This window comes from Pseudomonas sp. 1152_12 (assembly GCF_052850675.1).
Genome location: NZ_VXCW01000003.1, coordinates 333,791 through 355,978 on the forward strand (window position 1 = coordinate 333,791; position 22,188 = coordinate 355,978).

The window sequence follows — 22,188 nt, forward strand, 5'->3', positions numbered from 1 at the left end:
AACTTAAAAGAGAACACACCTATGCTTTTTTCCCGTAAGGCAGTTTCCAAGCGTCACCTGCTGCTGATCGCGGCCGGTTTCAGCACCGTATTGACCGGTTGCGCCACGTCGCCGTCCTCTAAGGTCGCGTCGAGTACCAAGGTCGAGTACTACCCGAACTGCTACGAGCCGGTGCAGCACCTGCGCGCGACGGATTCGGATATGACCAAATCCGTCGTCACCGGTGCGGCCCTCGGCGCTGCCGGCGGTGCACTGTTGGGCGCGCTGACCGGCGATTCCGACAAGCGTGGCCGTAACGCCGCCATCGGTGCCGCGGGCGGCGCCTTGGCTGGCGGTGCGGCGGGTTACTACACCGAGCGTCAGAAGCAGATCAGCGATGACAACCAGCGCATTGCGTCGTACTCCGCGGACTTCAACAAGAGCGCTTCCGACATCGACCGTAGCACCGCGTACGCCAAGGCGTCCCAGCAGTGCTACCAGGGCGCGTTCACCAAGTTGGTCGCCGACCGCAAAGCCAAGACCGTCAACGACACCGAAGGCCGCAAGCGCCTGGCGGAAATCGTAGCGGGCTTGAAGGAATCCAATGACCTGATCGTTGCGGTCAACGGCAAAGCCAGCGAAGACCTGAACAACTACACCCAGGCTTACGAGAAAGACCTGCAACAAGTGGGTGTGCAGCGCAACGACGTGGTGACGGTAGCGACCGCCGACATGACGCCGCCGGTGGTGCCAGCCAAAGGCAAAAAGCCCGTAAAACCAGCGAAGAAGGCATCGCTGCCAACCGTGCCGAAAGAAGCGGTGACCACCGAGAAGAGCATTCGGACCGTTCAGGCCAAGCAAGCTGAAAGCAAGCAGGTCGCCAGCGCTGGTAAAGCGCAGATCGAAGGCACCTGCCGCGATCCAAACCTGGCCGACTGGGCCCCGGTGCCTTGCCCTAACGTTTAAGCAAGATGCTGCTATAAGCGTTAAACGCCAGCCGATCTCCCGTTAAAGCGCGAGATCGGTAGCGTTCTTTAGACAAATCGTTACACTGCTTCGGCCACTTAATAATGATACCGAGGCCGTGTGCATGAAATTTCGTCTTCTGCTGTGGGTGCTTGGCCTGATGATGGGCAAAGCCAGCCGCACCAACCCTGCTTTCCAGCAACAGCTGGGTGACAAAGACCTGGCGTTCCAGTTGCAGACTCTCGACGGCAAAGTCGCCCGTCACTTCATCGTCAAAGACCAGCGCATTACCAGCCGCTCAGGTGTTCACCCGGAACCTGCGTTTGCTATCGCCTTCAAAGATGCCGCCTACGGCTTCGCCACGATGCAGGCGAAGAACAAGCAATTGGCGTTCATGACGGGGATTCAGGACAAGTCGATCCAAATCAAAGGCAACCCGGCGCTGGTGATCTGGTTCCAGGGGCTGACCAAGTATTTGAAGCCGAAGAAAAAGAAGAAGGTCTGAAGGGTTTCTTCAGTTGTACCGAGTTGAATTCATCGCGGGCAAGCCAGCTGCCACCGTTGACTGCATTCCACCGTTGGAATTCGGTCAAAGGTGGGCGCTGGCTTGCCTGCGATAGCGGTGTAACAGGCGACAGATTTGCCCTTAGTTGAACTGCGATGCCAATTCGCGCAACAGCACCTCGGCATCCAACACCTTGGCGACCACTTCCTCAGCCTTCTCACGGCTCAACCCCAGGCGCTCCAGCAGCGCATCGGGAATCGGCTCATCCGGCCCCGAGCCAATGCCACGGCTGCGCAGCAGGCGCACGGCCAGGCAGACCAGATTTGGATACTCAGCATATTGCCCGTCGTAGGTCGGGTCGTGCTGGAAGCGCAGGGCGGTGGACAGCTCGTCCGGCATGTCCCAGTAGCGCATCAGCCAGGCGCCGATTTGCTCGCGGCTGATGCCCAGCAAGTGTTGCTCGACATAGCTGTGGCACAGGTGCGGGTTGACCTCTAGGTGACGGCAGATCAGCGAAAAATGCGGTGGGAACACGTGGGCGAGCAGCAGATAACCGAAGTTGTGCAGCAAGCCGGCCAGGTAGGTCAGGCCAGCTTCCGGGCGCTGGGCGCGCGGCATGGCGCGGGTCAGACCTTCGATCACGGCGGCGGTGTAGATCGACTGGTGCCAGTACGGTGTGGACTGGTGCGGATGGTCTTTGGGCAGGCTCAGGGTCTTGCCCAAAGCCAGGCCCAGCGCCAGGTTGATCACCAGATCAAAGCCAAGCACGCGTACGATGGCGTCCTCCACTGAACGAATCTTGCCTGGCGACGCGTAGTACGGCGATGCGGCCCAACTGACGACCTGGGCCGCCAGCGCTGGGTCGGTTTCCACCACGCCAGTGATGTCATCGATTGTGGCGTTGGGGTCGACGCGCAGCTTGATGATCTTCTGCGCGGTGTCGGCCAGCGGTGGAATCTCGATGGTTGCTTCCAGACGTTGCTGGATGCGGCGAGCGGTGAAGGCCTGCATCGCCTGGGTGATTTCCTCGCGGTCATCATTGGGGCGGTCGAGGTTGGGGCGGATGTTGCTCAACGGCTCGCCGAACTGCCCGGCGCTGGCCTTGGTGAGCATGCTCTTGAAGTCGCCGCTGGCGATGTCCAGCAGCAGCCCGGCTTCGCCTGAATGCACCAGCAGGCTAGGCTCGCTGAGCAGGCTGCCTTCATACAGGCAAGGCGAGCTGGTCAACGCAGGCAGGCCTGGCAGCAGGCTCAAGTCATGCTTGGCCAGCATGCGCTCGATGCGGTCTGGCGACACGGCTATGAGGCGGCGGCCGGTCAGTTCGGCGAGACGGTTGAGGTCGAGCAACTGGCTCTGCGGGAACAGCACCATGAGTGCGCCAACGGCATCTTCCAATAGCACTGCCTGGATCTTTCGCGCGGGATTCAGGCCGGCGTGTTCCGCCACTTCCGTGTAGGGGATGGCGAGCTTTGCGAGCAGAGCCCGAATAACCGGCGGGGCGGTCAGTGGGGCTGTGGCGAGGGCTACTTCTGACATGGCCTGATCCAATTTCGTACAGTCACCGAAGTATAACCAGCTTGATACATCTGTTGGTTGGATAAGTGAGTCAGGCGTCACACTTGGCCGTATTGCTGCCCATGTCGCAGCCAACGATCGAGCAACGGGCTGACGTGATCCGGCCAGCGTTCAAGCAGTGCTTGCGCCGCATCACGCACGGCGGGCAGCAGGTCGGCGTCGCGCATCAGGTCGGCGACCTTGAATTGCAGCAGGCCGGTCTGGCGGGTACCGAGCATTTCGCCGGGGCCGCGCAGCTCAAGGTCTTTTTCGGCGATGACAAAGCCGTCGTTGGTTTCGCGCATGATGCCCAGGCGCTGACGCCCAATTTGTGACAGCGGCGGATGGTAGAGCAGCACGCAGTGGCTGGCGGCGCTGCCCCGGCCAACGCGGCCGCGCAACTGATGCAATTGGGCCAGGCCCAGGCGCTCGGGGTTTTCGATAATCATTAGGCTGGCGTTGGGTACGTCCACACCGACCTCGATCACCGTGGTGGCCACCAGCAGTTGCAGGTTGCCCGCCTTGAATTCGGCCATCACCGCGGCTTTTTCCGCAGGCTTCATGCGGCCGTGGATCAGCCCGACTTTCAGCTCGCCCAAAGCACTGGTGAGGTCTTCAAAGGTGGTTTCGGCGGCTTGGCAGGTCAGCTCTTCTGACTCTTCAATCAGCGTGCATACCCAGTACGCCTGACGACCTTCGGCGCAGGCACCGCGCACGCGCTCGATTACTTCCACACGCCGCGTGTCGGTAACCAGCACGGTATTGACCGGGGTACGACCGGGCGGCAGTTCATCGAGGATCGAGGTGTCGAGGTCGGCGTAGGCGCTCATCGCCAGGGTGCGGGGGATCGGCGTGGCAGTCATGATCAACTGGTGCGGGTTCATGCGCCCACCCACGCCTTTCTGGCGCAACGCCAGGCGCTGTTGCACGCCGAAGCGGTGTTGTTCGTCGATGATCACCAAGGCGAGGTTCTTGAACTGCACTTCGTCCTGGAACAGCGCGTGGGTGCCTACCACCATCGGCGCGCCATTGGCGATCTGCTCCAGCGCCGCTGCACGAACCTTGCCCTTGAGCTTGCCGGCCAGCCAAGCGACTTCCAGGCCCAGGGGTTCGAGCCAGCGCTTGAACGTGATGAAGTGCTGTTCGGCGAGAATCTCGGTGGGCGCCATCAGCGCCACCTGGTAGCCGGCTTCCAGCGCCTGCAGGGCGGCGAGGGCGGCGACCACGGTCTTGCCGGCGCCCACGTCACCCTGAATCAGGCGCAGCATCGGTTCTTGCTGGCTGAGGTCGTAGGCAATTTCATTACCGACCCGTTGCTGGGCACCGGTCGGCGCGAAGCCCAGGTTGGCCAGGTATTGCGCAGGCAGACGCGTGGCCTTTGGCATTGCCGGCGCGCGCAGGGAGCGCATGCTTTCGCGCAGGCGCTGCTGAGACAGTTGATGAGTCAACAGTTCTTCGAAGGCCAGGCGATGCTGCGCCCAATGATGACCCAGGGCGAGCTCGTCGACATCGGCGTCGGCGGGTGGGTGATGCAGATAGCGGATTGCATCGTCCAGCGGTGCCAATTGGTAATCGCGGGCCAGCTCCACCGGCAGCCAGTCGGGCAGGCTTTTCGGGCCGAGCATGGACAGGGTCTGCATGCACAGCTGACGCAGGCGTTGCTGGGTCAGGCCTTCGGTCAGCGGGTAGATCGGTGTGAGGGTGGTATCCACCGGCGGCGGCTCGTCGCCGGTAATGGCGCGGTATTCCGGGTGGTAGATTTCCAGGCCAGACGCGCCAGGCCGTGCCTCACCGTAGCAACGCACGCGGGTGCCACGCTTTAGGCCTTCCTTTTGCGCATTGCTGAAATGGTAGAAGCGCAGGCTCAGGCCGCCAGTGCCATCCTGCAGGCGCACGACCAAACTGCGGCGCTTGCCCATCACCACGTCGGCACCGCTGACGGTGCCTTCGATCACAGCGTCCTGCCCCGGCCGCAAATGGCCGATGGGCACGACACGTGTGCGGTCCTGATAACGCAGGGGCAGGTGAAACAGTACGTCCTGAAGGTTCTCCAGGCCGACCTTGGCCAACTTCTCGGCCATGGCTTCACCGACACCCTTGAGTGCCGTTACTGACACCTGCGACAGCTCAGTCATACAGTTACTTAGCTCGCAGCAGGCGGCTTGGCCACCGAGCACAAACGGATCGAGTCGGCGAGGATTTCAATCGCTTTCGGCCGTGGGAAGCTGGCACGCCAGGCGATCGCCACTGTACGGAACGGCACCGGAGGCGTGAGTGGGCGCACTTCAATCACGCCGGGGGCGTAGTGATGGCTGTCCACCGCCGACAGCGGCAAGATCGAAATGCCCAGGCCGGAAGCGACCATGTGGCGAATGGTTTCCAGGGAGCTGGATTCCACCGTGGTGTGCTTGGCGCCGTCGTTGCCCTTGGTCAGCGTCGGGCAGGCTTCCAAAACCTGATCGCGGAAGCAGTGGCCTTCGCCGAGCAGTAGCAAGCTCTTGTCGTTGAGCAAGCCGGCGTCGATGGTGTCTTTTTGTGTCCACGGGTGGGAGGCGGGCATCAACACGTAGAACGGCTCGTCGTAGAGCGGCAAGGTCAGCACGTCTGCCTCGTTGAACGGCAGGGCGATGATGATCGCGTCCAGCTCACCGTTGCGCAGCTTGTCGCGCAGTACGTGGGTGAAGTTTTCTTCGATATACAGCGGCATCTGCGGCGCGACGCGGTGCAGTTGTGGGATCAGGTGCGGAAACAGGTACGGGCCGACGGTGTAGATCGCGCCGACTTTCAGCGGCGCGGTCAGCTGGTTCTTGCCGGCCTGAGCCAGTTCGCGAATGCTTTGCGCTTGTTCCAGCACCTTTTGGGCCTGGGCGACAATGCCTTCGCCCACTGGCGTGAGGCGCACGGCGCTTTTACTGCGCTCGAAAATCAGCACACCGAGTTCGTCTTCAAGCTTTTTCACACCCACCGACAGCGTCGGCTGGCTGACGTGGCAACGCTCGGCCGCGTGGCCGAAGTGCTGCTCTTGGGCGAGGGTCACGATGTAGCGCAATTCTGTAAGAGTCATAGCGGGCGTCCATGAGGTTGCGAGCCAAGCATACCGGCTGCAATCGATAGACGCACGTTATCAGAACTTTGGCGGGGATTGAGCGGGGAGTGCGGGAGATTTTGCAGAAGGGGTGAGGATTACCCTCACCCCTGCATTTTTAGCGACGACGCTTTTCGATGTTGTAAACGAACGGCGCGACGATCTCGACGCTGCCGCTTTTCAACATGTCGGCCGGTGGCTTGGGCAATGGCTGGGCACGACGAATCATGTCCAGGGTTGCGCGGTCCAGGTCGGCGTTGCCGGAGCGGCCCACCAGCTCATAGGACAGCACGTTGCCTTCGGCATCAACCACAAAACGCAAACGGTTCAGCCCTTCCTTGCCGCGCTGCTGTGCGCCTGGTGGGTACTTCTTGTACTTCTGCAAGTGCGCCAGCAGTGCACCTTCCCAGGAAGCCTTGGCCGCGACCTGTGCTGGCGATGGGCCGGGCACGGGCTGGGCGGATTTTTCAGCCGGGGCGTTAGTCTTTGGAGTTTCGCTCGGTGGGTCCTCGGAAGGTTTTTCCTTGGGCGGCTCGGGCTTCTTCTCCACAGGCTTGGGCGGCTGAGGTTTGGGCTTGGGCTTGGGCTTGACCGGCTTGGGTACCTGGATCGTCGGTTTGGGCGCCTCGGCCAGTTTCGGCAGGGGCAGTTCTTCGACCGGAGTCGGCGGCTGCGGCGGCGTAACCACCTTTGGCGGCGCGGGTGGCGGCGGTGCCGGCATCGGTGCCAGGTCGATGACCATGGCCGCTGGAGGCAACGTCACCTGATGTGGCGCGGACCATTTAAGCGCGATGATGATCGCGACGGCATGCACGCCCAGCACGACGGCGAGGCTGGTGCCATAACGCGTCAGTTTGTGGCGCGTCGTGATCATTTCTTGGCTGCCGTCTCAAGCCCGACCAGGCCGACCTTGAGGTAGCCAGCTGCCCGCAGGGCATCCATCACGCTCATCAGGTCACCGTAGTCCACGCCTTTGTCGGCCTGGAAGAAGATCGTCGTGTCCTTCTTGCCTTGGGTCTTGGCATCGAGCACCGGCCCCAGAGTTTCAGCTTTGACTTCTTCCTCGCCCAGAAACAGGCGTTGGTCCGCCTTGACGCTGAGGAAGATCGGTTTCTCTGGCCGTGGCGCAGGCTTGGCGCTGGACGCGGGCAGGTCGACCTTGATGTCCACGGTTGCCAGCGGTGCCGCCACCATGAAGATGATCAGTAGCACCAGCATCACGTCGATAAATGGCGTGACGTTAATTTCGTGGTTCTCGACGAGCTCGTCGTCACCTTGATTCAAATGCAGGCCCATGGCCGATTACCCCACTTTCACCATGTGCGGTTGCGAGCTGCGCTCGGTAGGCAGGTGATCAAGGTCGCGGCTGACCAGCAACAGGACTTCTGCCGACGCATCCGATACCTGGGCCTTGTAGCCGGCAATCGAACGGGCGAAGACGTTGTAGATCACCACCGCAGGAATCGCGGCAACCAGGCCCAGGGCGGTTGCCAGCAAGGCTTCGGCGATGCCGGGGGCAACGACGGCGAGGTTGGTGGTCTGGGTTTTGGCGATGCCGATAAAGCTGTTCATAATGCCCCACACGGTGCCGAACAGGCCGACGAACGGTGCAGTCGAGCCGATGGTGGCCAGCACGCCGGTGCCGCTGCTCATGTTACGGCCGCAGGCTGCAACCAGGCGTTCCAGGCGGAAGCTGACGCGTTCCTTGATGCCTTCTTTTTCGCGGGTGTTGACCGACAGGCGCATTTCGTCCAGCGCGTCCTGTACCAGCAGGTTGGCCAGTGTGCCCTTTTTGGTCGCGCTTTCGCTGGCTTCCTTGAGGGTGGTGGCTTTTTTCAGGTGGGCGATTTCAGTGCGCAGACGACGTTTGGCGCCCAGCAGCTCGAAGCCCTTGGCGATCCAGATAGTCCAGGTAATGATCGAGGCGATAGCCAGGCCGATCATCACGGCTTTCACCACCACGTCAGCATTCTGATACATACCCCATGGCGACAGGTCGTGCGACATGCCCAGGCTGTTGTCCTGCTCGGCTTGCGCTTCTTCGCCCAGTGCGTTGATGCCGTCGACCGCGTCCCGGACTTCCGGTGGCAGCTTGGACATGTCGACAGTGCCATCCGCATTTTTTGGTACTGGCATCTGCTCGACGGGGGCCGCTGGCGCTTGCGCCGTGTTGGCTGGAGCGGCTGACGGTGCGGTGTTATCAGCGAGTGCGGCGGTCGGTGCCAGCATTACGCTGAACAGCAGCGCAGCAATCGCACGCCAGGCGCGGGATGGACTGTGAGGCTTGGTTGGCGAAGCGGGGGTTGTATTACGTGTCATGCTGGCCGGACCTGAGAGAAAAAATGAGTGATCGTCCTGCCAGACCTTGAGCGGGTCGAGGACAAATGGGTGGTTATTATTGCAAGTAATTCTTGTTAACAGAAGTAATACAGTAACTTTATTTGTCCTTTTTCTGGCCGCCTGTCCTCTGCGAAGGCTAATCTAGACCTTTGAGAACGGAGTTTTATGATGTCTGCGCCTTCTGTTGTGATTGCCGGTTGCGGCGATGTGGGGAGTCGGCTGGCTAGCCAATTACTGGCCTCGGAATGGGATGTTTACGGGTTGCGACGGGACATTTCACGCCTGCCCGATGGTGTGATCGGCATCGCCGGCGACCTGTTCAAAAAGGATTGCCCTGACACCTGGCCGATTGGCGGGGTCGATTACCTGGTGTATTGCGCCGCCGCCACCGACCACGATGAGGCCGGCTATCGCGCGGCTTATGTGCAAGGCTTGCAGCATGTGTTGGAGTGGCTGAACGATTACGGCCAGGAACCCAAGCACTTGCTGTTTGTGTCCAGCAGCAGTGTGTATGGCCAGCAGAGTGGTGAGTGGGTCGACGAAACGTCTGATACCCAAGCGAAGGGCTATTCTGGCCAAGTCATGTTGGAGGCCGAGCAAGTGGCCCTCAACAGCGGTATTCCGGCGAGCATCGTGCGGTTGACCGGAATCTACGGCCCCGGCCGTGAATGGCTGTTGACCCAGGTGCGCCAAGGCTATCGTGTGGCGGTTGATCCACCTTTATATGGCAACCGGATTCACGCGGATGACGCTGCGGGCTTGCTCGCCTTTTTGCTGCGGCGTGTTGAGCAGGGCGGCTCGCTGGATAAGGTCTACATCGGCGTGGACGATGCGCCTGCGCCATTGGCGGAAGTGGTGGGTTGGTTGCGCGAATACTTGGGCGTGACCGAATGGGCCGAGGACGCCAGCGTGCGTCGGGCGGGCAGCAAGCAATGCAGCAATGCTCGAGCCAAGGCGCTGGGCTGGGTGCCGACGTATTCGACCTACCGCGAGGGCTATGCGGCGATCCTGAAGGGATAAGGTCGGTAAAAAATATGGGAGCTGGCTTGCTCCCACATTTAGATCCAGGTGCGGCTGCTTATTTCTTTTCCAGCAACCACTGGCGTGGCCCCGGCGTAAACGAAGGTACTTCGTCCGTTTGCGCGGTGTTCACCGCCTGGAAGATTTCCAGTTGCTTGCCTTTGCGGGCGAAGATCCACGGGTTGCCTTGGCCATTCAACTGCAGCCAGATACTGTCGTAACCACCGCTCATCGAGGCGCAATCACCCGCCAGGCACAGCGAGTAACGGTCGACGCCTGGCAAGCCGGCGACTTTGCCGTCAGGCTGGAACTGTACTGTGGCGCCGTCACCGGTGCCGTCGGTGATCTTCCAATCGCCGCCCATGTAGGCTGCATACAACGCGCGCTCGAAGTTGGCGCCCAGTGGTGCACCTTCTGGGGCTGGGTCTTTGGCGCGGGCAAACAGTTGCTCCGGCTCATTGTCGTTGGCAACTTGCAGCAGTTGTTTGCCTTTACGCTTGAGTTCGGTGGCGGAGCTGCCATAGAAGTCGACGCTCCAGGCGCCGGGTGTTTCGCTGACCAACTTGCCTTCGGCGACTTCAAAACCGTTGTAGTAACGCGCCTGGGAAGCCTTGGTGTTGACCTCCCACTCAAGGTTCGGGCCATAGGTTTGCAGCGCTTCACGCAAAGGGCCGCCCTTGGCTGCCGCGTTGATGGCGGCCTGGTTGATCCAAGTACCGCTTACATCCAAGTCGGCGGGGTTGCTGGCGCAGCCGCCGAGCAACAGGGCGAGCGTTGATAAGGCTACAAGCGCTTTGCGCATTACGAAATCCTTCTGAAACGAAGTCGGCGCAGCCTGTGGAGGCTGCGCCGGGTGTTTTACTCGATGACCAGAATTGCGTCCATCTCAACCTGTGCGCCCTTTGGCAGGGCGGCAACGCCGATAGCGGCGCGGGCTGGGTACGGCTGTTCGAAGTACTTGCCCATGATCTCGTTGACCTTGGCGAAGTGGCTCAGGTCGGTGAGGAAAATGTTCAGCTTGACGATGTCCTTGAACGAACCGCCCGCAGCTTCGGCAACCGACTTGAGGTTTTCGAAGACCTGGACGGTTTGTGCTTCAAAGCCTTCAACCAGTTCCATGGTCTTTGGGTCCAGTGGGATCTGGCCGGACATGTAGACAGTGTTGCCCGCCTTGATCGCCTGGGAGTAAGTACCGATGGCGGCAGGGGCCTTGTCGCTGGTGATAACAGTCTTGGTCATGTGTGACTCCTTGTAAGAGATGATGACTATTTGAAGCGCTACGCGCGCAGGCGGGTGATACGAATCACGCCGGTCAGGGCCCGTAGCTTCTTGATCACGCGGGCCAGGTGCACGCGGTCGTGCACGCTGACGACCAGTTGGACCACGCTGATGCGGCCATCGCGCTCATCCATGCTGATTTTCTCGATATTACCGTCGGCCGCGTTGACGCTGCTGGCCAGCAGGGCGATCAGGCCGCGCTGGTGTTCCAGCTCAACGCGCAGTTCAACGTTAAATTCGCCGGTCACGTCCTTTGCCCAGGAGAGCTGGATGCATTTCTCAGGGTTGTGGCGGATTTCAGTGATATTGCGGCAGTTGTCCAGGTGCACGACCATGCCTTTGCCTGCGGACAGGTGGCCGACAATCGGGTCGCCCGGGATCGGCGTGCAGCACTTGGCGTAGCTGAGCACCAGGCCTTCGGTGCCGCGAATTGCCAGCGGGCCTTCGGGGCTTGGCAGCTGTTCGCCTTCGCCGAGCAGGCGTCGGGCCACCACATAGGCCATGCGGTTGCCCAGGCCGATATCTTCCAGCAGATCTTCGATGGTTTCCTGGCGATACTCGTGGAGCATCGCGTGTACTCGCTCGGCCGGGATCTTCTCCAGGGCGCTGTCGAAACCATTGAGTACCTTGTTCAACAGGCGTTCACCGAGGCTGATGGACTCAGAGCGGCGTTGCAGTTTCAGGGCATGGCGGATGTGTGTGCGTGCCTTCCCGGTGACCACGAAATTGAGCCATGCCGGGTTTGGCCGCGCGCCGGGAGCGCTGACGATCTCGACCGTGGAGCCGCTCTGTAGCGGTTCGGACAGCGGCGCGAGACGACGGTTGATCCGGCAGGCGATGCAGCTGTTGCCAACGTCGGTATGCACTGCGTAAGCAAAGTCGACGGCCGTGGAGCCTTTAGGCAGCTCCATGATCCGACCTTTGGGTGTGAATACGTAGACCTCGTCCGGGAACAGGTCGATCTTCACGCTTTCGATAAATTCCAGAGAGTTGCCGGCACGTTGCTGCATTTCCAGCACGCCTTTGACCCACTGGCGGGCGCGGGCATGTGTACCTTTCGGCTGTTCGTCGCCACTGGACTTGTACAGCCAATGGGCGGCGATGCCGTTGTTGGCCATTTCTTCCATCTCCCGCGTGCGGATCTGGATCTCGATCGGCACCCCGTGCATACCGAACAACGTGGTATGCAGCGACTGATAGCCGTTGGCCTTAGGAATAGCGATGTAGTCTTTGAAACGCCCCGGCAGGGGTTTGTACAAATTATGTACAGCGCCCAGCACGCGGTAGCAGGTGTCGACCTTGTCGACGATGATGCGGAACGCGTACACGTCCATGATCTCGTTGAAAGCCCGGCGCTTGCCGCGCATCTTCTTGTAGATGCCGTAGATGTGTTTCTGCCGGCCGCTGACCTCGCCTTCGATCTCGTCGATCGCCAGGCAATGGCTCAGGGACTCTTCTATCTTGTTGACGATTTCCTTGCGGTTGCCCCGGGCGCGTTTGACCGCCTGGTAGATGCGCGCCGAGCGCATCGGGTGCATGGCTTTGAAGCCCAGGTCTTCGAACTCGATACGAATGGCGTGCATGCCCAGCCGATTGGCGATGGGCGCGTAAATTTCCAGGGTTTCCTTGGCAATACGCCGGCGTTTTTCGCCGGACAGCACTTCCAGCGTGCGCATGTTGTGCAGCCGGTCGGCCAGCTTGACCAGAATCACCCGAATGTCTCGGGCCATGGCCATGGCCATCTTCTGGAAGTTTTCCGCCTGGGCTTCGGCCTTGGTCTCGAAGTTCATCTGGGTCAGTTTGCTGACCCCGTCGACCAGCTCGGCCACGGTTTCGCCAAATTGCGCATTGAGCGCTTCCTTGGCGATGCCGGTGTCTTCGATCACGTCATGCAGCATCGCAGCCATCAGGCTCTGATGGTCCATGTGCATCTCGGCGAGAATATTTGCCACTGCAAGAGGATGCGTGACATACGCCTCGCCACTGCGGCGGCGTTGACCGTCGTGGGCTTGTTCGGCGTAGAAATACGCTCGGCGGACCAGGTTGACCTGGTCTGGGCCGAGGTAGGTCGATAAGCGATCGGCGAGGGCGTCTATGCTCGGCAAAGTGTTAACTCCTGCCGAAGGCTGTGACCCTGCGCCGTGCTACGTCGACCAGGCATAGGCTTAGACGGCCTCGTTGGACTCGTCCTCGAACGCTGCAAACAGCGGTTCGTCTTCAACGATTTCGGCGTTGGCGATGAACTCGTAGCTCATCAGGCCTTCAGCGATTTCGCGCAGGGCGACTACGGTAGGCTTGTCGTTTTCCCACTGGACCAGGGGCTCTTTGCCGCCAGTGGCCAGTTGACGGGCACGCTTGGTAGAGAGCATGACCAGCTCAAAGCGGTTATCCACGTGTTCTAGGCAGTCTTCAACGGTTACGCGGGCCATGGTATTCCTCGGAGCGAATGCAAGATGCGCGCTGCCCGGTTGGGCGAGCGGACTAAACAGTTTAAAAAATCACCAGCGTTTAGGGAAGCGCTGATTTTTCCCGCGCCCTCGAAAAACCGCTACAAGTGCCAATGTAAAGCCCTTGTAGCAGTTTTGGGAAGAGCCAATCAGCCGAGCAGTTCAGCCAATAATTTGCCGAAACGTTGCTGTTGACGCTTTTGCTGGAGCTGATTGGTGCGGAAAATCGCCTTCAAATCATCCAAGGCGTGGGCAAAATCGTCATTGATGATCAGGTAGTCGTAGTCGACGTAGTGGCTCATTTCGCTGACAGCTTCACGCATGCGGCCTTCGATGATCTCGTCGCTGTCCTGGCCACGGTTGGTCAGACGCTGATGCAAGGCCTCGAGCGACGGCGGCAGGATAAAGATCGAGCGCGCCTTGGGCATCAACTGACGCACTTGCTCGGCGCCTTGCCAGTCGATTTCCAGAATCAGGTCGTGGCCTTCGTCCAGGGTCTGCTGCAGATGGCTTTGCGACGTGCCGTAGAGATTACCGAACACTTCGGCGCGCTCAAGGAAGTCGCCGTGTTCGATCATCTTCACGAACTCGGTACGCTCGACGAAGTGATAGTGCACGCCGTTCACCTCACCCGGGCGCATGGCGCGGGTGGTGTGCGAGACCGAGATGCGGATCTGCTCGTCAGCGTCGGTCAGGGCCTTGACCAAGCTGCTCTTGCCCGCGCCCGAAGGGGCGGAAATGATGTAAAGGGTGCCGGTGCTGTGGGTCATGGAAGTTGCCTTACTCAATATTCTGTACTTGTTCGCGCATCTGCTCGATCAACACTTTGAGGTTGACCGCAGCTGTCGTGCTGCGCGGATCAAACGCCTTGGAGCCCAGTGTATTGGCTTCGCGGTTGAGTTCCTGCATCAGGAAGTCCAGGCGCCGACCGGCGGCGCCTGCGGATTTGAGCACGCGGCGCACTTCGAGGATGTGGGTGCTCAGGCGGTCGAGCTCTTCGGCCACGTCACTCTTCTGCGCCAACAAGACCATTTCCTGTTCCAGACGCGTCGGATCGAGGTCGGCCTTCATGTCGGTGAAACGGTCAAGAACCTTCTGGCGCTGGGTGGCGAGCATCTGCGGCACCAGCTCGCGCAGGGTGATTACGTCGGCTTCGATCGAGGTCAGGCGATCGCTGATCAGGCGTGCCAGTTCGGCGCCTTCGCGCTCGCGGCCGGCCTTGAGCTCCTTCAAACCTTGGGTGAACAGGGCGAGGGCTTCGGCGTTGAGGGCTTGCGGGTCGGCGGCGTCGGCCACGAGTACACCGGGCCAAGCCAGCACTTCCAACGGGTTCAGCGCGGCGGGCTGCTTGATCAGGCTGGCGATGGTTTCGGCGGCGGCGACCAATTGCGCAGCGCGGTCGCGGTCGACCTGCAGCGGTTTGCCGGTGGTTTCCTCGGTAAAGCGCAGGGTGCATTCCAGCTTGCCACGCGAGATACCCTGGCGCAGCGCTTCACGTACGGCGCCTTCGAGGTCACGGAAAGATTCCGGCAGGCGCAGGTGCGGCTCCAGGTAACGGCTGTTGACCGAGCGCAGTTCCCAGCTCAGGGTGCCTTGGGCGCCGGCTTTTTCGACGCGGGCGAAGGCGGTCATGCTGTGCACCATGGAGGTACCTCGCGATGCAGTCCCGCAAATACGGGCTGATGAGTAAATTGAAGCCGACAGGCTGCGAAGGCGCAGGATTGTAGCGCAGTGGGGCGAGCGCGCCCAAACAATGGGCGCTAGGCTAGCCATTCGTAACCGAATTTTTTAGAAGTGCCCCGAAACGATTCGCGGCTCTATAATGCTCGGCAGTTTTTCGTCCTCCGTACAGGTATCCCCTATGAAACGTCCAAGTGGTCGCGCTGCCGATCAGCTCCGCTCGATCCGCATCACCCGCAACTACACCAAACACGCCGAGGGATCTGTACTGGTCGAGTTTGGCGATACCAAGGTGATCTGCACCGTTAGCGTCGAAAACGGTGTGCCGCGTTTCCTCAAGGGCCAGGGCCAGGGTTGGTTGACCGCCGAGTACGGCATGCTGCCGCGCGCCACTGGCGAGCGTAACCAGCGTGAAGCCAGCCGTGGCAAGCAAGGCGGGCGTACCCTGGAAATCCAGCGTCTTATCGGCCGTTCGCTGCGCGCAGCCCTGGACATGTCCAAGCTGGGCGACGTTACCCTGTACGTCGATTGCGATGTAATCCAGGCTGACGGCGGCACCCGCACCGCTTCCATCACCGGCGCCATGGTGGCTCTGGTCGATGCACTGAAAGTGATCAAGAAGCGCGGCGGCCTCAAGGCTGGCGACCCGCTCAAGCAGATGATTGCTGCGGTGTCGGTCGGCATGTACCAGGGCGAGCCTGTGCTGGACCTGGACTACCTGGAAGACTCGGCTGCCGAGACCGACCTGAACGTGGTAATGACCAGCACCGGTGGTTTCATCGAAGTGCAGGGCACCGCCGAAGGCGCGCCATTCCAGCCAGCCGACCTGAATGCCATGCTGGCCCTGGCCCAGAAAGGCATGAACGAAATATTCGAACTGCAGAACGCCGCACTGGCTGACTGAACCGGCCTCAAGGAGAAACGCCATGAATGACAGTCAACTTCCCGTGCCCACGCCTTCCTACGAAGTGCGCCAGGGCGCAATGTTGTGTCACCTCGCGGCATTTCTGGGGTTTGTGTTCCCCTTCGGCAGTGTCGTCGGGCCGCTGATCCTGTGGCAGATGAAGAAAGAAGTGGACCCGTTCATTGATGATCAGGGCAAGGAAGCCTTGAACTTCCAGATCACCGTAGCCATTGCCTGGCTGGTTTGCATCGTGCTCGCCTTTGCGGTGATTGGTTTCTTCCTGATGACTGCCTTGGCGATTGCGACCGTGGTGCTGACCATCATCGGTTCGATCAAGGCCAACAAGGGGATCGCCTATCGCTATCCCTTTACCTGGCGGCTGGTCAAATAATGAGCACCCACAAAAAAACCGACAGCGATGTCGGTTTTTTTGTGCCTGGAAAAAGACCTTAGATGGTCAGTGTCCAGTCGTAGTCCACGATCAGCGGCGCGTGCTGCGAGAAGCGTGGCTGACGCGGCAGGCGTGCGCTGCGAACAAACCGGCGCAGGCCAGGGGTCAGCAGCTGATAGTCGAAACGCCAGCCCAGGTTGAGCATCTCAGCCTGTTCGTTGTCCGGCCACCAGCTGTACTGGTCGCCTTCGCGGCTGACCTCGCGCAGGGCATCGACATAACCCATGTTGCCGACAATCTCGTCCATCCAGGCACGTTCCGGCGCCAGGAAACCCGGGGATTGCTGGCTGTCGCGCCAGTTCTTGATATCCAGCTTTTGTTGCGCCACGTACAGCGAGCCACAGTAAATGTACTCGCGACGTTTGCGTCGCTGTTTATCCAGATAACGGGCGAAATCGTCCATTAGCTTGAACTTCTGGTTCAAGTCTTCATCGCCGTTCTGCCCCGAAGGGAGCAGCAAGGTCGCGATGCTGACCTTGTCGAAATCGGCTTGCAGGTAGCGCCCGTAGCGGTCGGCTGTCTCGAAGCCGAGGCCGCTGATGACCGCCTTGGGTTGCAACCGCGAGTACAAAGCCACGCCACCTTGGGTGGGCACTTCGGCATCGCAGGCATAAAGGAAGTAGCCATCCAGTTGGAAGGCTGGGTCGTCCAGTTCAAAGGCGGAGGCGCGGGTGTCCTGCAGGCAGATGACGTCGGCATTCTGTGCTTGCAGCCAACTGAGCAAACCACGCTCGACTGCAGCCTGAATACCATTGACGTTCACACTGATGATCCGCATAAATGGCCCCAAAAATCGCGTGCGTGTATGATACACGCCGTCTACCTAATTAGCTAAATCCGTGGTATCTGAGGCTTTTTTCATGCAGGCGTATCAACGCGATTTCATTCGTTTTGCCATCGATCGCGGCGTTTTACGCTTCGGTGAGTTCACTCTGAAGTCCGGGCGCACCAGCCCTTACTTCTTCAATGCAGGCTTGTTTAACTCGGGTTCGGCCCTGGCTCAGCTGGGTCGTTTCTACGCGGCAGCCATCGTTGAAAGCGGTATTTCCTTCGACGTACTGTTCGGCCCGGCCTACAAGGGCATCCCGCTGGCGGCCGCGACTGCCGTGGCGTTGGCGGAACATCATGGGCTGGATTTGCCGTGGTGCTTCAACCGCAAAGAGGCCAAGGCTCATGGCGAAGGCGGTAGCTTGGTCGGTGCTGCGCTTAAAGGCGACGTGCTGATCATCGACGACGTGATCACGGCCGGCACCGCCATCCGTGAAGTGATGCAGATCATCGCTTCCCAGGACGGTGCCAAGGCCGCCGGTGTGTTGATCGCACTGAACCGCCAGGAGCGCGGCAATGGCGAATTGTCGGCGATCCAGGAAGTGGAGCGTGATTTTGGCATTCCGGTAGTGAGCATCGTGTCGCTGAACCAGGTGTTGCAGTTCCTGGAAGACGATCCGCAGCTCAAGCAGCATTTGCCGGCGGTCAAAGCGTACCGCGAGCAGTTCGGCGTCTGACACCGAAACCCATCCGGGACGCGGACCCGTGTGGGTGCCTGCGATAGCATCACCTTGGTACAACTGATTTACCGAGGTGCAGGCATCGCAGGCAAGCCAGTTCCCACATTTGGATCAAGTGCAAACAAAAAAGGCCCCGCTCAATTTGATTGAGCGGGGCCTTTTTATTTTCTGCCGATTAAGGACGCTTGCGATTACTGATCAGCGTGCCCACACCGGTGTCGGTGAAGATTTCCAGCAGGATCGCGTTCGGTACGCGGCCGTCCAGGATCAGCGAGCTACCGACGCCGCCTTGCACCGCTTCCAGTGCGCAACGGATCTTCGGCAGCATGCCGCCGTAGATGGTGCCGTCAGCGATCAACTCGTCCACTTGCTGGGTAGTCAGGCCGGTCAATACCTTGCCTTCCTTGTCCATCAGGCCGGCGATGTTGGTCAGCAACATCAGCTTTTCAGCCTTCAGCGCCTCGGCCACTTTGCCGGCTACCAGGTCGGCGTTGATGTTGTAGGACTCACCGTTGGCACCCACGCCGATAGGCGCGATCACCGGGATGAAGTCGCCTTTAACCAGCAAGTTCAGCAGGTCGGTATTGATGCCGATCACTTCGCCGACCTGTCCGATGTCGATGATTTCCGGCTGGGTCATCTCCGGCGTCTGACGGGTAACGGTCAGTTTTTTTGCGCGGATGAGCTCCGCGTCCTTGCCGGTCAGGCCGATGGCACTGCCGCCATGACGGTTGATCAGGTTGACGATGTCTTTGTTGACCTGGCCGCCGAGGACCATCTCCACCACGTCCATGGTCTGCGCGTCAGTGACGCGCATGCCATCGATAAAGTGACTCTCGATCGACAATCGCTTGAGCAGGTCGCCGATTTGCGGGCCACCACCGTGCACCACGACCGGGTTGATCCCGACGGCTTTCATCAACACGATGTCGCGGGCAAAGCCGGTTTTCAGCTCGTCGCTTTCCATGGCATTGCCGCCGTACTTGATCACCAGCGTCTTGCCGACGTAGCGTCGAAGGTAAGGCAATGCTTCGGACAGGACCTTGGCAGTATTGGCAGCGGCTTCGCGTTCGAGGGTCATTCAGGGCTCCGGTAAAAAATCAGAACGGTAATTGGAGATCAGGGGCAACACGTTTCAACTGGGCGTGGAACACGTCCTTGATGCGCTGCAACTCAGCCTCGGTATCCGCCTCGAAACGCAGGACCAGCACCGGCGTGGTGTTGGACGCGCGAACCAGGCCCCAGCCTTTGGCGTAATCGACTCGCACACCGTCAATGGTGGTCAGGTTGGCGCCTTCGCCCCATTGCGCATCGTGCAGTGCGTCAATGATGCTGAATTTGCTCTCCTCGGTCACATGGATATTGATCTCTGGCGTAGAAATATCATTCGGGAAGGTCTGAAACAGCTCCTGCGCCGTGGATTTTTCCTTGCTGAGGATCTCCAGCAGACGGGCGGCGCTGTAAATGCCGTCGTCAAATCCGAACCAGCGCTCTTTGAAGAATACGTGGCCGCTCATTTCGCCGGCCAACAGCGCGCCGGTTTCCTTCATTTTCTTTTTGATCAGCGAGTGACCGGTCTTCCACATGAGCGGGCGACCGCCGTATTCCTTGATCAGCGGGGTGAGGCGGCGGGTGCATTTCACATCGAAGATGATTTCGGCGTTGGGGTTGCGTGCCACCACGTCGCGGGCAAACAGCATCAGCAGGCGGTCGGCGAACACGTTCTCGCCGGTGTTGGTCACCACGCCGACTCGGTCGCCATCACCGTCAAAGGCCAGGCCTACATCGGCGCCGGTTTCCTTGACCTTGGCGATCAGGTCCACCAGGTTTTCAGGCTTGCCCGGGTCTGGGTGGTGGTTAGGGAAGTTGCCGTCGACGTCGCAGAACAACGGGATCACTTCGCAGTTCAGGGCTTCGAGCAGTTGCGGTGCGATCACGCCTGCCGCGCCGTTGCCGCAGTCCACTACCACTTTCAGGCGACGCGCGAGTTTGACGTCGCCGGTGATTTCGTCGGAGTAGCGCTGAAGAATGTCGACCTTGGTGATACTGCCGGTGCCGCTGGTCAGATCGTTGGTCTTCAGGCGGTCGTGCAACGCCTGGATTTGCTCGTTGGCGAGGGTGTCACCGGCGATGACGATCTTGAAACCGTTGTAGTCCGACGGGTTATGGCTGCCGGTGAGCATGACACCGGACTTGCCGGCCAGTACGTTGGCTGCGTAGTACAGCGCAGGCGTCGGCACCAGGCCGACGTCACTGACGTGGCAGCCGCTGTCAGCCAGACCCTGGATCAGCTGCTCTACCAGCTCCGGGCCGGACAAGCGGCCATCACGGCCGACCGAGACGTTAGGTTCGCCCTGGGCCAGGCTCTGGGCGCCGATGGCGCGGCCGATCCAGTAAGCGGTTTCGGCGGTCAGGGTCTTGGGCACCACGCCACGAATGTCGTAGGCGCGAAAGATGCTGTCGGGGAATGTCGGGGCTACTCGGGCTGCGGTACTCATCGCGAGGGGAAACTCCATCTGAAGGGGGCAAAGCTGGCCTGAATGTGGTTGACCGGCGGGCTCAAACTGAAGGGTATGACGGCTTTTTCGGCAGAGAGTTCGTGGTGCGCAAATGCCATCGGCGCTCGCGCTCTGTGCTTTTTCCCTCGTAATACTTTGATTTCACTTATGAAATCTCGCTTGTAAGGTGCGCGCATTGTTCATCCGGAAAAGCCATGCGTTAGCGTCAGGCCGGGCACAGGTGCCCAGCCTGGTTCAGCTTAGTCAGTGGCTGCCGGAATGCCCAAAGCCGCCCGCGCCGCGTTGGGTCTCGTCAAATTCCTGTACCAGCTCGAAGCGCGCCTGCACCACCGGCACCAGCACCAGTTGGGCGATGCGTTCGCCGACAGCAATGTTGAAGGCGGTCTGACCACGGTTCCAGCACGACACCATCAGCTCGCCTTGGTAATCGGAGTCAATCAGGCCTACGAGGTTGCCCAGCACGATGCCGTGTTTATGGCCCAAGCCGGAGCGCGGCAGGATGAGTGCCGCCAGGCCCGGGTCACCGACATAGATCGACAGGCCGGTAGGAATCAGGAGGGTCTGGCCCGGCTCGAGGACGGTGTCTTCCTTGAGCATGGCGCGCAGGTCCAGCCCGGCGGAGCCTGGGGTGGCGTAGGCCGGCAGTGGGAATTCGTTGCCGATGCGGGGGTCGAGAATCTTGGCTTGCAAAGCGTGCATGTAAATTAAACCTGGTTCAGCCGTTGGGCGATAAATGAGATCAGTTGGCGGGCAATCTTGCCCTTGCTGGTCTGGGCGAAAACGGTGGCGTGCAACTCGCGGTCGATCACGCTGATGGCATTTTCCTCACTGTTGAAGCCGATGCTCGGGTTGGCGACATCATTGGCAACAATCAGGTCGAGGTTTTTATCTTTCAGTTTGCGTGCGGCGTAGTCCAGCAGGTGCTCGGTTTCGGCGGCAAAGCCGACGCTGAACGGGCGGTCTGAACGCGTGGCGATAGTTGCCAGAATGTCCGGGTTGCGCACCATTTGCAGGAGCAGGCCGTCTCCGCTTGTAGGGTCTTTCTTGAGCTTTTGCGGGGCTACGACTTCAGGGCGGTAGTCCGCAACCGCTGCCGAGGCGATAAACAGGTCGCAGGGAATCGCTGCCTCACAGGCTGCCAGCATGTCTCGGGCGCTGACTACGTCGATTCGCGTAACCCGATCAGGGGTCGGCAAATGCACCGGACCGGTGATCAAGGTGACCCGCGCGCCTGCCTCGACCGCCGCTTCCGCCAAGGCAAAGCCCATTTTTCCTGAGCTATGGTTGGTGATGTAGCGCACCGGGTCGATGTTTTCCTGGGTCGGGCCGGCAGTGATCAGCACGTGCTTGCCAGTCAGGGCCAGGTGCTGGAAGCACTCGGCGGCGCACAGCGCCAGGTCGGTAGCTTCAAGCATGCGGCCCATGCCGACGTCGCCGCAGGCCTGGCTGCCGGACGCGGGGCCGAACACTTTGAGGCCTCGGCTTTGCAGGAGTTGGGTGTTCGCCTGGGTGGCCGGGTCGCGCCACATGGCCTGGTTCATGGCGGGGGCAATGGCGACGGTGGCGTCGGTTGCCAGTACCAGGGTGGTCAGTAGGTCGTCAGCGATACCTTGGGCCAGGCGGGCGATCAGGTCGGCGGTCGCTGGGGCGATGAGTACCAGGTCGGCCCATTTGGCCAGCTCGATATGGCCCATCGCGGCTTCTGCCGCCAGGTCCAGCAGGTCGAGGTGCACCGGGTGGCCGGACAGGGCTTGCATGGTCAGCGGGGTGATGAACTCACTGCCACCGCGGGTCATGACCACGCGCACTTCGGCGCCCTGGTCCAGAAGCCTGCGAACCAGCTCTGCGCTCTTGTAGGCGGCAATCCCGCCGCCGACGCCGAGAACGATGCGTTTCCGATACAGACGCTGCATTGGTTTGCCTTTCCAGTTCAGTGACGCCTGCGACACCCC

Annotated in this window: 22 protein-coding genes and 1 pseudogene; 6 read left to right on the forward strand and 17 right to left on the reverse strand. The window is 60.5% G+C overall.

The features are described 5' to 3' along the window. Positions 1 to 21 precede the first annotated feature (21 nt). On the forward strand, positions 22 to 945 hold the full coding sequence (gene tagQ / locus FW764_RS06875) for a type VI secretion system-associated lipoprotein TagQ (RefSeq protein ID WP_446433298.1): 924 nt from the start codon (positions 22 to 24) through the stop codon (positions 943 to 945). 124 nt (positions 946 to 1,069) lie between these two features. Continuing rightward, the gene (locus FW764_RS06880; protein ID WP_110620485.1) at positions 1,070 to 1,450 is read left to right on the forward strand and encodes a helicase; all 381 of its coding nucleotides are present in this window, start codon (positions 1,070 to 1,072) and stop codon (positions 1,448 to 1,450) included. Positions 1,451 to 1,591: 141 nt separating this feature from the next. On the opposite strand, the gene FW764_RS06885 is transcribed toward FW764_RS06880, so the two are convergent. From FW764_RS06885 to exbB, 6 genes are all read right to left on the reverse strand, one after another. Continuing rightward, complete coding sequence (locus FW764_RS06885) at positions 1,592 to 2,986, reverse strand: aminoacyl-tRNA deacylase and HDOD domain-containing protein (RefSeq protein ID WP_446433299.1); 1,395 nt, start codon at positions 2,984 to 2,986, stop codon at positions 1,592 to 1,594. Positions 2,987 to 3,063: 77 nt separating this feature from the next. Further along, the gene (recG, locus tag FW764_RS06890) at positions 3,064 to 5,139 is read right to left on the reverse strand and encodes an ATP-dependent DNA helicase RecG (protein WP_446433300.1); all 2,076 of its coding nucleotides are present in this window, start codon (positions 5,137 to 5,139) and stop codon (positions 3,064 to 3,066) included. Positions 5,140 to 5,147: 8 nt separating this feature from the next. Beyond that, the gene (locus FW764_RS06895; RefSeq protein ID WP_015886540.1) at positions 5,148 to 6,068 is read right to left on the reverse strand and encodes a hydrogen peroxide-inducible genes activator; all 921 of its coding nucleotides are present in this window, start codon (positions 6,066 to 6,068) and stop codon (positions 5,148 to 5,150) included. Positions 6,069 to 6,207: 139 nt separating this feature from the next. Continuing rightward, positions 6,208 to 6,963, reverse strand: a complete 756-nt coding sequence (locus tag FW764_RS06900) for an energy transducer TonB family protein (RefSeq protein WP_446433301.1) — start codon at positions 6,961 to 6,963, stop codon at positions 6,208 to 6,210. Next, positions 6,960 to 7,385, reverse strand: coding sequence for a TonB system transport protein ExbD (gene exbD / locus FW764_RS06905; RefSeq protein ID WP_003195519.1), 426 nt, complete (start codon positions 7,383 to 7,385; stop codon positions 6,960 to 6,962). The genes FW764_RS06900 and exbD overlap by 4 nt, the downstream gene beginning before the upstream one ends. Before the next feature lie 6 nt (positions 7,386 to 7,391). Continuing rightward, a complete protein-coding gene (gene exbB, locus FW764_RS06910) occupies positions 7,392 to 8,408 on the reverse strand; it encodes a tonB-system energizer ExbB (protein ID WP_446433302.1) in 1,017 nt (338 codons plus the stop codon). Between the two features lie 189 nt (positions 8,409 to 8,597). On the opposite strand from exbB, the gene FW764_RS06915 reads away from it, so the two are divergent. Then, the gene (locus tag FW764_RS06915; protein WP_446433303.1) at positions 8,598 to 9,449 is read left to right on the forward strand and encodes an SDR family oxidoreductase; all 852 of its coding nucleotides are present in this window, start codon (positions 8,598 to 8,600) and stop codon (positions 9,447 to 9,449) included. Between the two features lie 58 nt (positions 9,450 to 9,507). On the opposite strand, the gene FW764_RS06920 is transcribed toward FW764_RS06915, so the two are convergent. The 6 genes from FW764_RS06920 to FW764_RS06945 all read right to left on the reverse strand — a co-directional run bounded on the left by FW764_RS06920 (position 9,508) and on the right by FW764_RS06945 (position 14,818). Then, entirely contained in the window at positions 9,508 to 10,251 is a 744-nt protein-coding gene (locus FW764_RS06920) for a hypothetical protein (protein WP_446433304.1), read from the reverse strand. Positions 10,252 to 10,307: 56 nt separating this feature from the next. Continuing rightward, complete coding sequence (locus FW764_RS06925; RefSeq protein WP_003176922.1) at positions 10,308 to 10,688, reverse strand: RidA family protein; 381 nt, start codon at positions 10,686 to 10,688, stop codon at positions 10,308 to 10,310. 38 nt (positions 10,689 to 10,726) lie between these two features. Then, positions 10,727 to 12,832 (reverse strand): bifunctional GTP diphosphokinase/guanosine-3',5'-bis pyrophosphate 3'-pyrophosphohydrolase, encoded by a 2,106-nt coding sequence (spoT, locus tag FW764_RS06930; RefSeq protein WP_446433305.1) that lies wholly within the window; start codon positions 12,830 to 12,832, stop codon positions 10,727 to 10,729. 60 nt (positions 12,833 to 12,892) lie between these two features. Beyond that, complete coding sequence (gene rpoZ / locus FW764_RS06935; RefSeq protein WP_003176920.1) at positions 12,893 to 13,156, reverse strand: DNA-directed RNA polymerase subunit omega; 264 nt, start codon at positions 13,154 to 13,156, stop codon at positions 12,893 to 12,895. A gap of 167 nt (positions 13,157 to 13,323) precedes the next feature. Next, complete coding sequence (gmk, locus tag FW764_RS06940; protein WP_010168203.1) at positions 13,324 to 13,944, reverse strand: guanylate kinase; 621 nt, start codon at positions 13,942 to 13,944, stop codon at positions 13,324 to 13,326. A 10-nt stretch (positions 13,945 to 13,954) separates the two neighbouring features. After that, a complete protein-coding gene (locus FW764_RS06945) occupies positions 13,955 to 14,818 on the reverse strand; it encodes a YicC/YloC family endoribonuclease (protein WP_446433306.1) in 864 nt (287 codons plus the stop codon). Between the two features lie 217 nt (positions 14,819 to 15,035). Between FW764_RS06945 and rph the strand changes: the two genes are divergently transcribed. Together rph and FW764_RS06955 are read left to right on the forward strand one after the other, a co-directional pair. Further along, positions 15,036 to 15,758, forward strand: a complete 723-nt coding sequence (rph, locus tag FW764_RS06950; protein WP_446433307.1) for a ribonuclease PH — start codon at positions 15,036 to 15,038, stop codon at positions 15,756 to 15,758. Between the two features lie 22 nt (positions 15,759 to 15,780). Further along, positions 15,781 to 16,149, forward strand: coding sequence for a DUF4870 domain-containing protein (locus FW764_RS06955; RefSeq protein WP_094948707.1), 369 nt, complete (start codon positions 15,781 to 15,783; stop codon positions 16,147 to 16,149). Positions 16,150 to 16,207: 58 nt separating this feature from the next. Here the strand turns inward: FW764_RS06955 and FW764_RS06960 are convergent, their stop codons facing one another. Then, the gene (locus FW764_RS06960) at positions 16,208 to 16,987 is read right to left on the reverse strand and encodes an exodeoxyribonuclease III (protein WP_003195493.1); all 780 of its coding nucleotides are present in this window, start codon (positions 16,985 to 16,987) and stop codon (positions 16,208 to 16,210) included. Positions 16,988 to 17,069: 82 nt separating this feature from the next. On the opposite strand from FW764_RS06960, the gene pyrE reads away from it, so the two are divergent. Then, positions 17,070 to 17,714 (forward strand): orotate phosphoribosyltransferase, encoded by a 645-nt coding sequence (gene pyrE / locus FW764_RS06965; protein ID WP_446433308.1) that lies wholly within the window; start codon positions 17,070 to 17,072, stop codon positions 17,712 to 17,714. 178 nt (positions 17,715 to 17,892) lie between these two features. Here pyrE and argB read toward each other — a convergent pair whose 3' ends face one another. The 4 genes and pseudogenes from argB to coaBC all read right to left on the reverse strand — a co-directional run bounded on the left by argB (position 17,893) and on the right by coaBC (position 22,149). Further along, the gene (argB, locus tag FW764_RS06970) at positions 17,893 to 18,798 is read right to left on the reverse strand and encodes an acetylglutamate kinase (protein WP_083356115.1); all 906 of its coding nucleotides are present in this window, start codon (positions 18,796 to 18,798) and stop codon (positions 17,893 to 17,895) included. Between the two features lie 19 nt (positions 18,799 to 18,817). Continuing rightward, positions 18,818 to 20,221, reverse strand: a pseudogene (locus FW764_RS06975) (phosphomannomutase/phosphoglucomutase); the annotation flags it as partial. 258 nt (positions 20,222 to 20,479) lie between these two features. Beyond that, positions 20,480 to 20,935 carry a dUTP diphosphatase gene (dut, locus tag FW764_RS06980; protein ID WP_083356118.1) on the reverse strand — a complete coding sequence of 152 codons (456 nt, stop codon included), beginning with the start codon at positions 20,933 to 20,935 and terminating at the stop codon, positions 20,480 to 20,482. A 5-nt stretch (positions 20,936 to 20,940) separates the two neighbouring features. Continuing rightward, a complete protein-coding gene (coaBC, locus tag FW764_RS06985; RefSeq protein WP_446433309.1) occupies positions 20,941 to 22,149 on the reverse strand; it encodes a bifunctional phosphopantothenoylcysteine decarboxylase/phosphopantothenate--cysteine ligase CoaBC in 1,209 nt (402 codons plus the stop codon). Positions 22,150 to 22,188 lie beyond the last annotated feature (39 nt).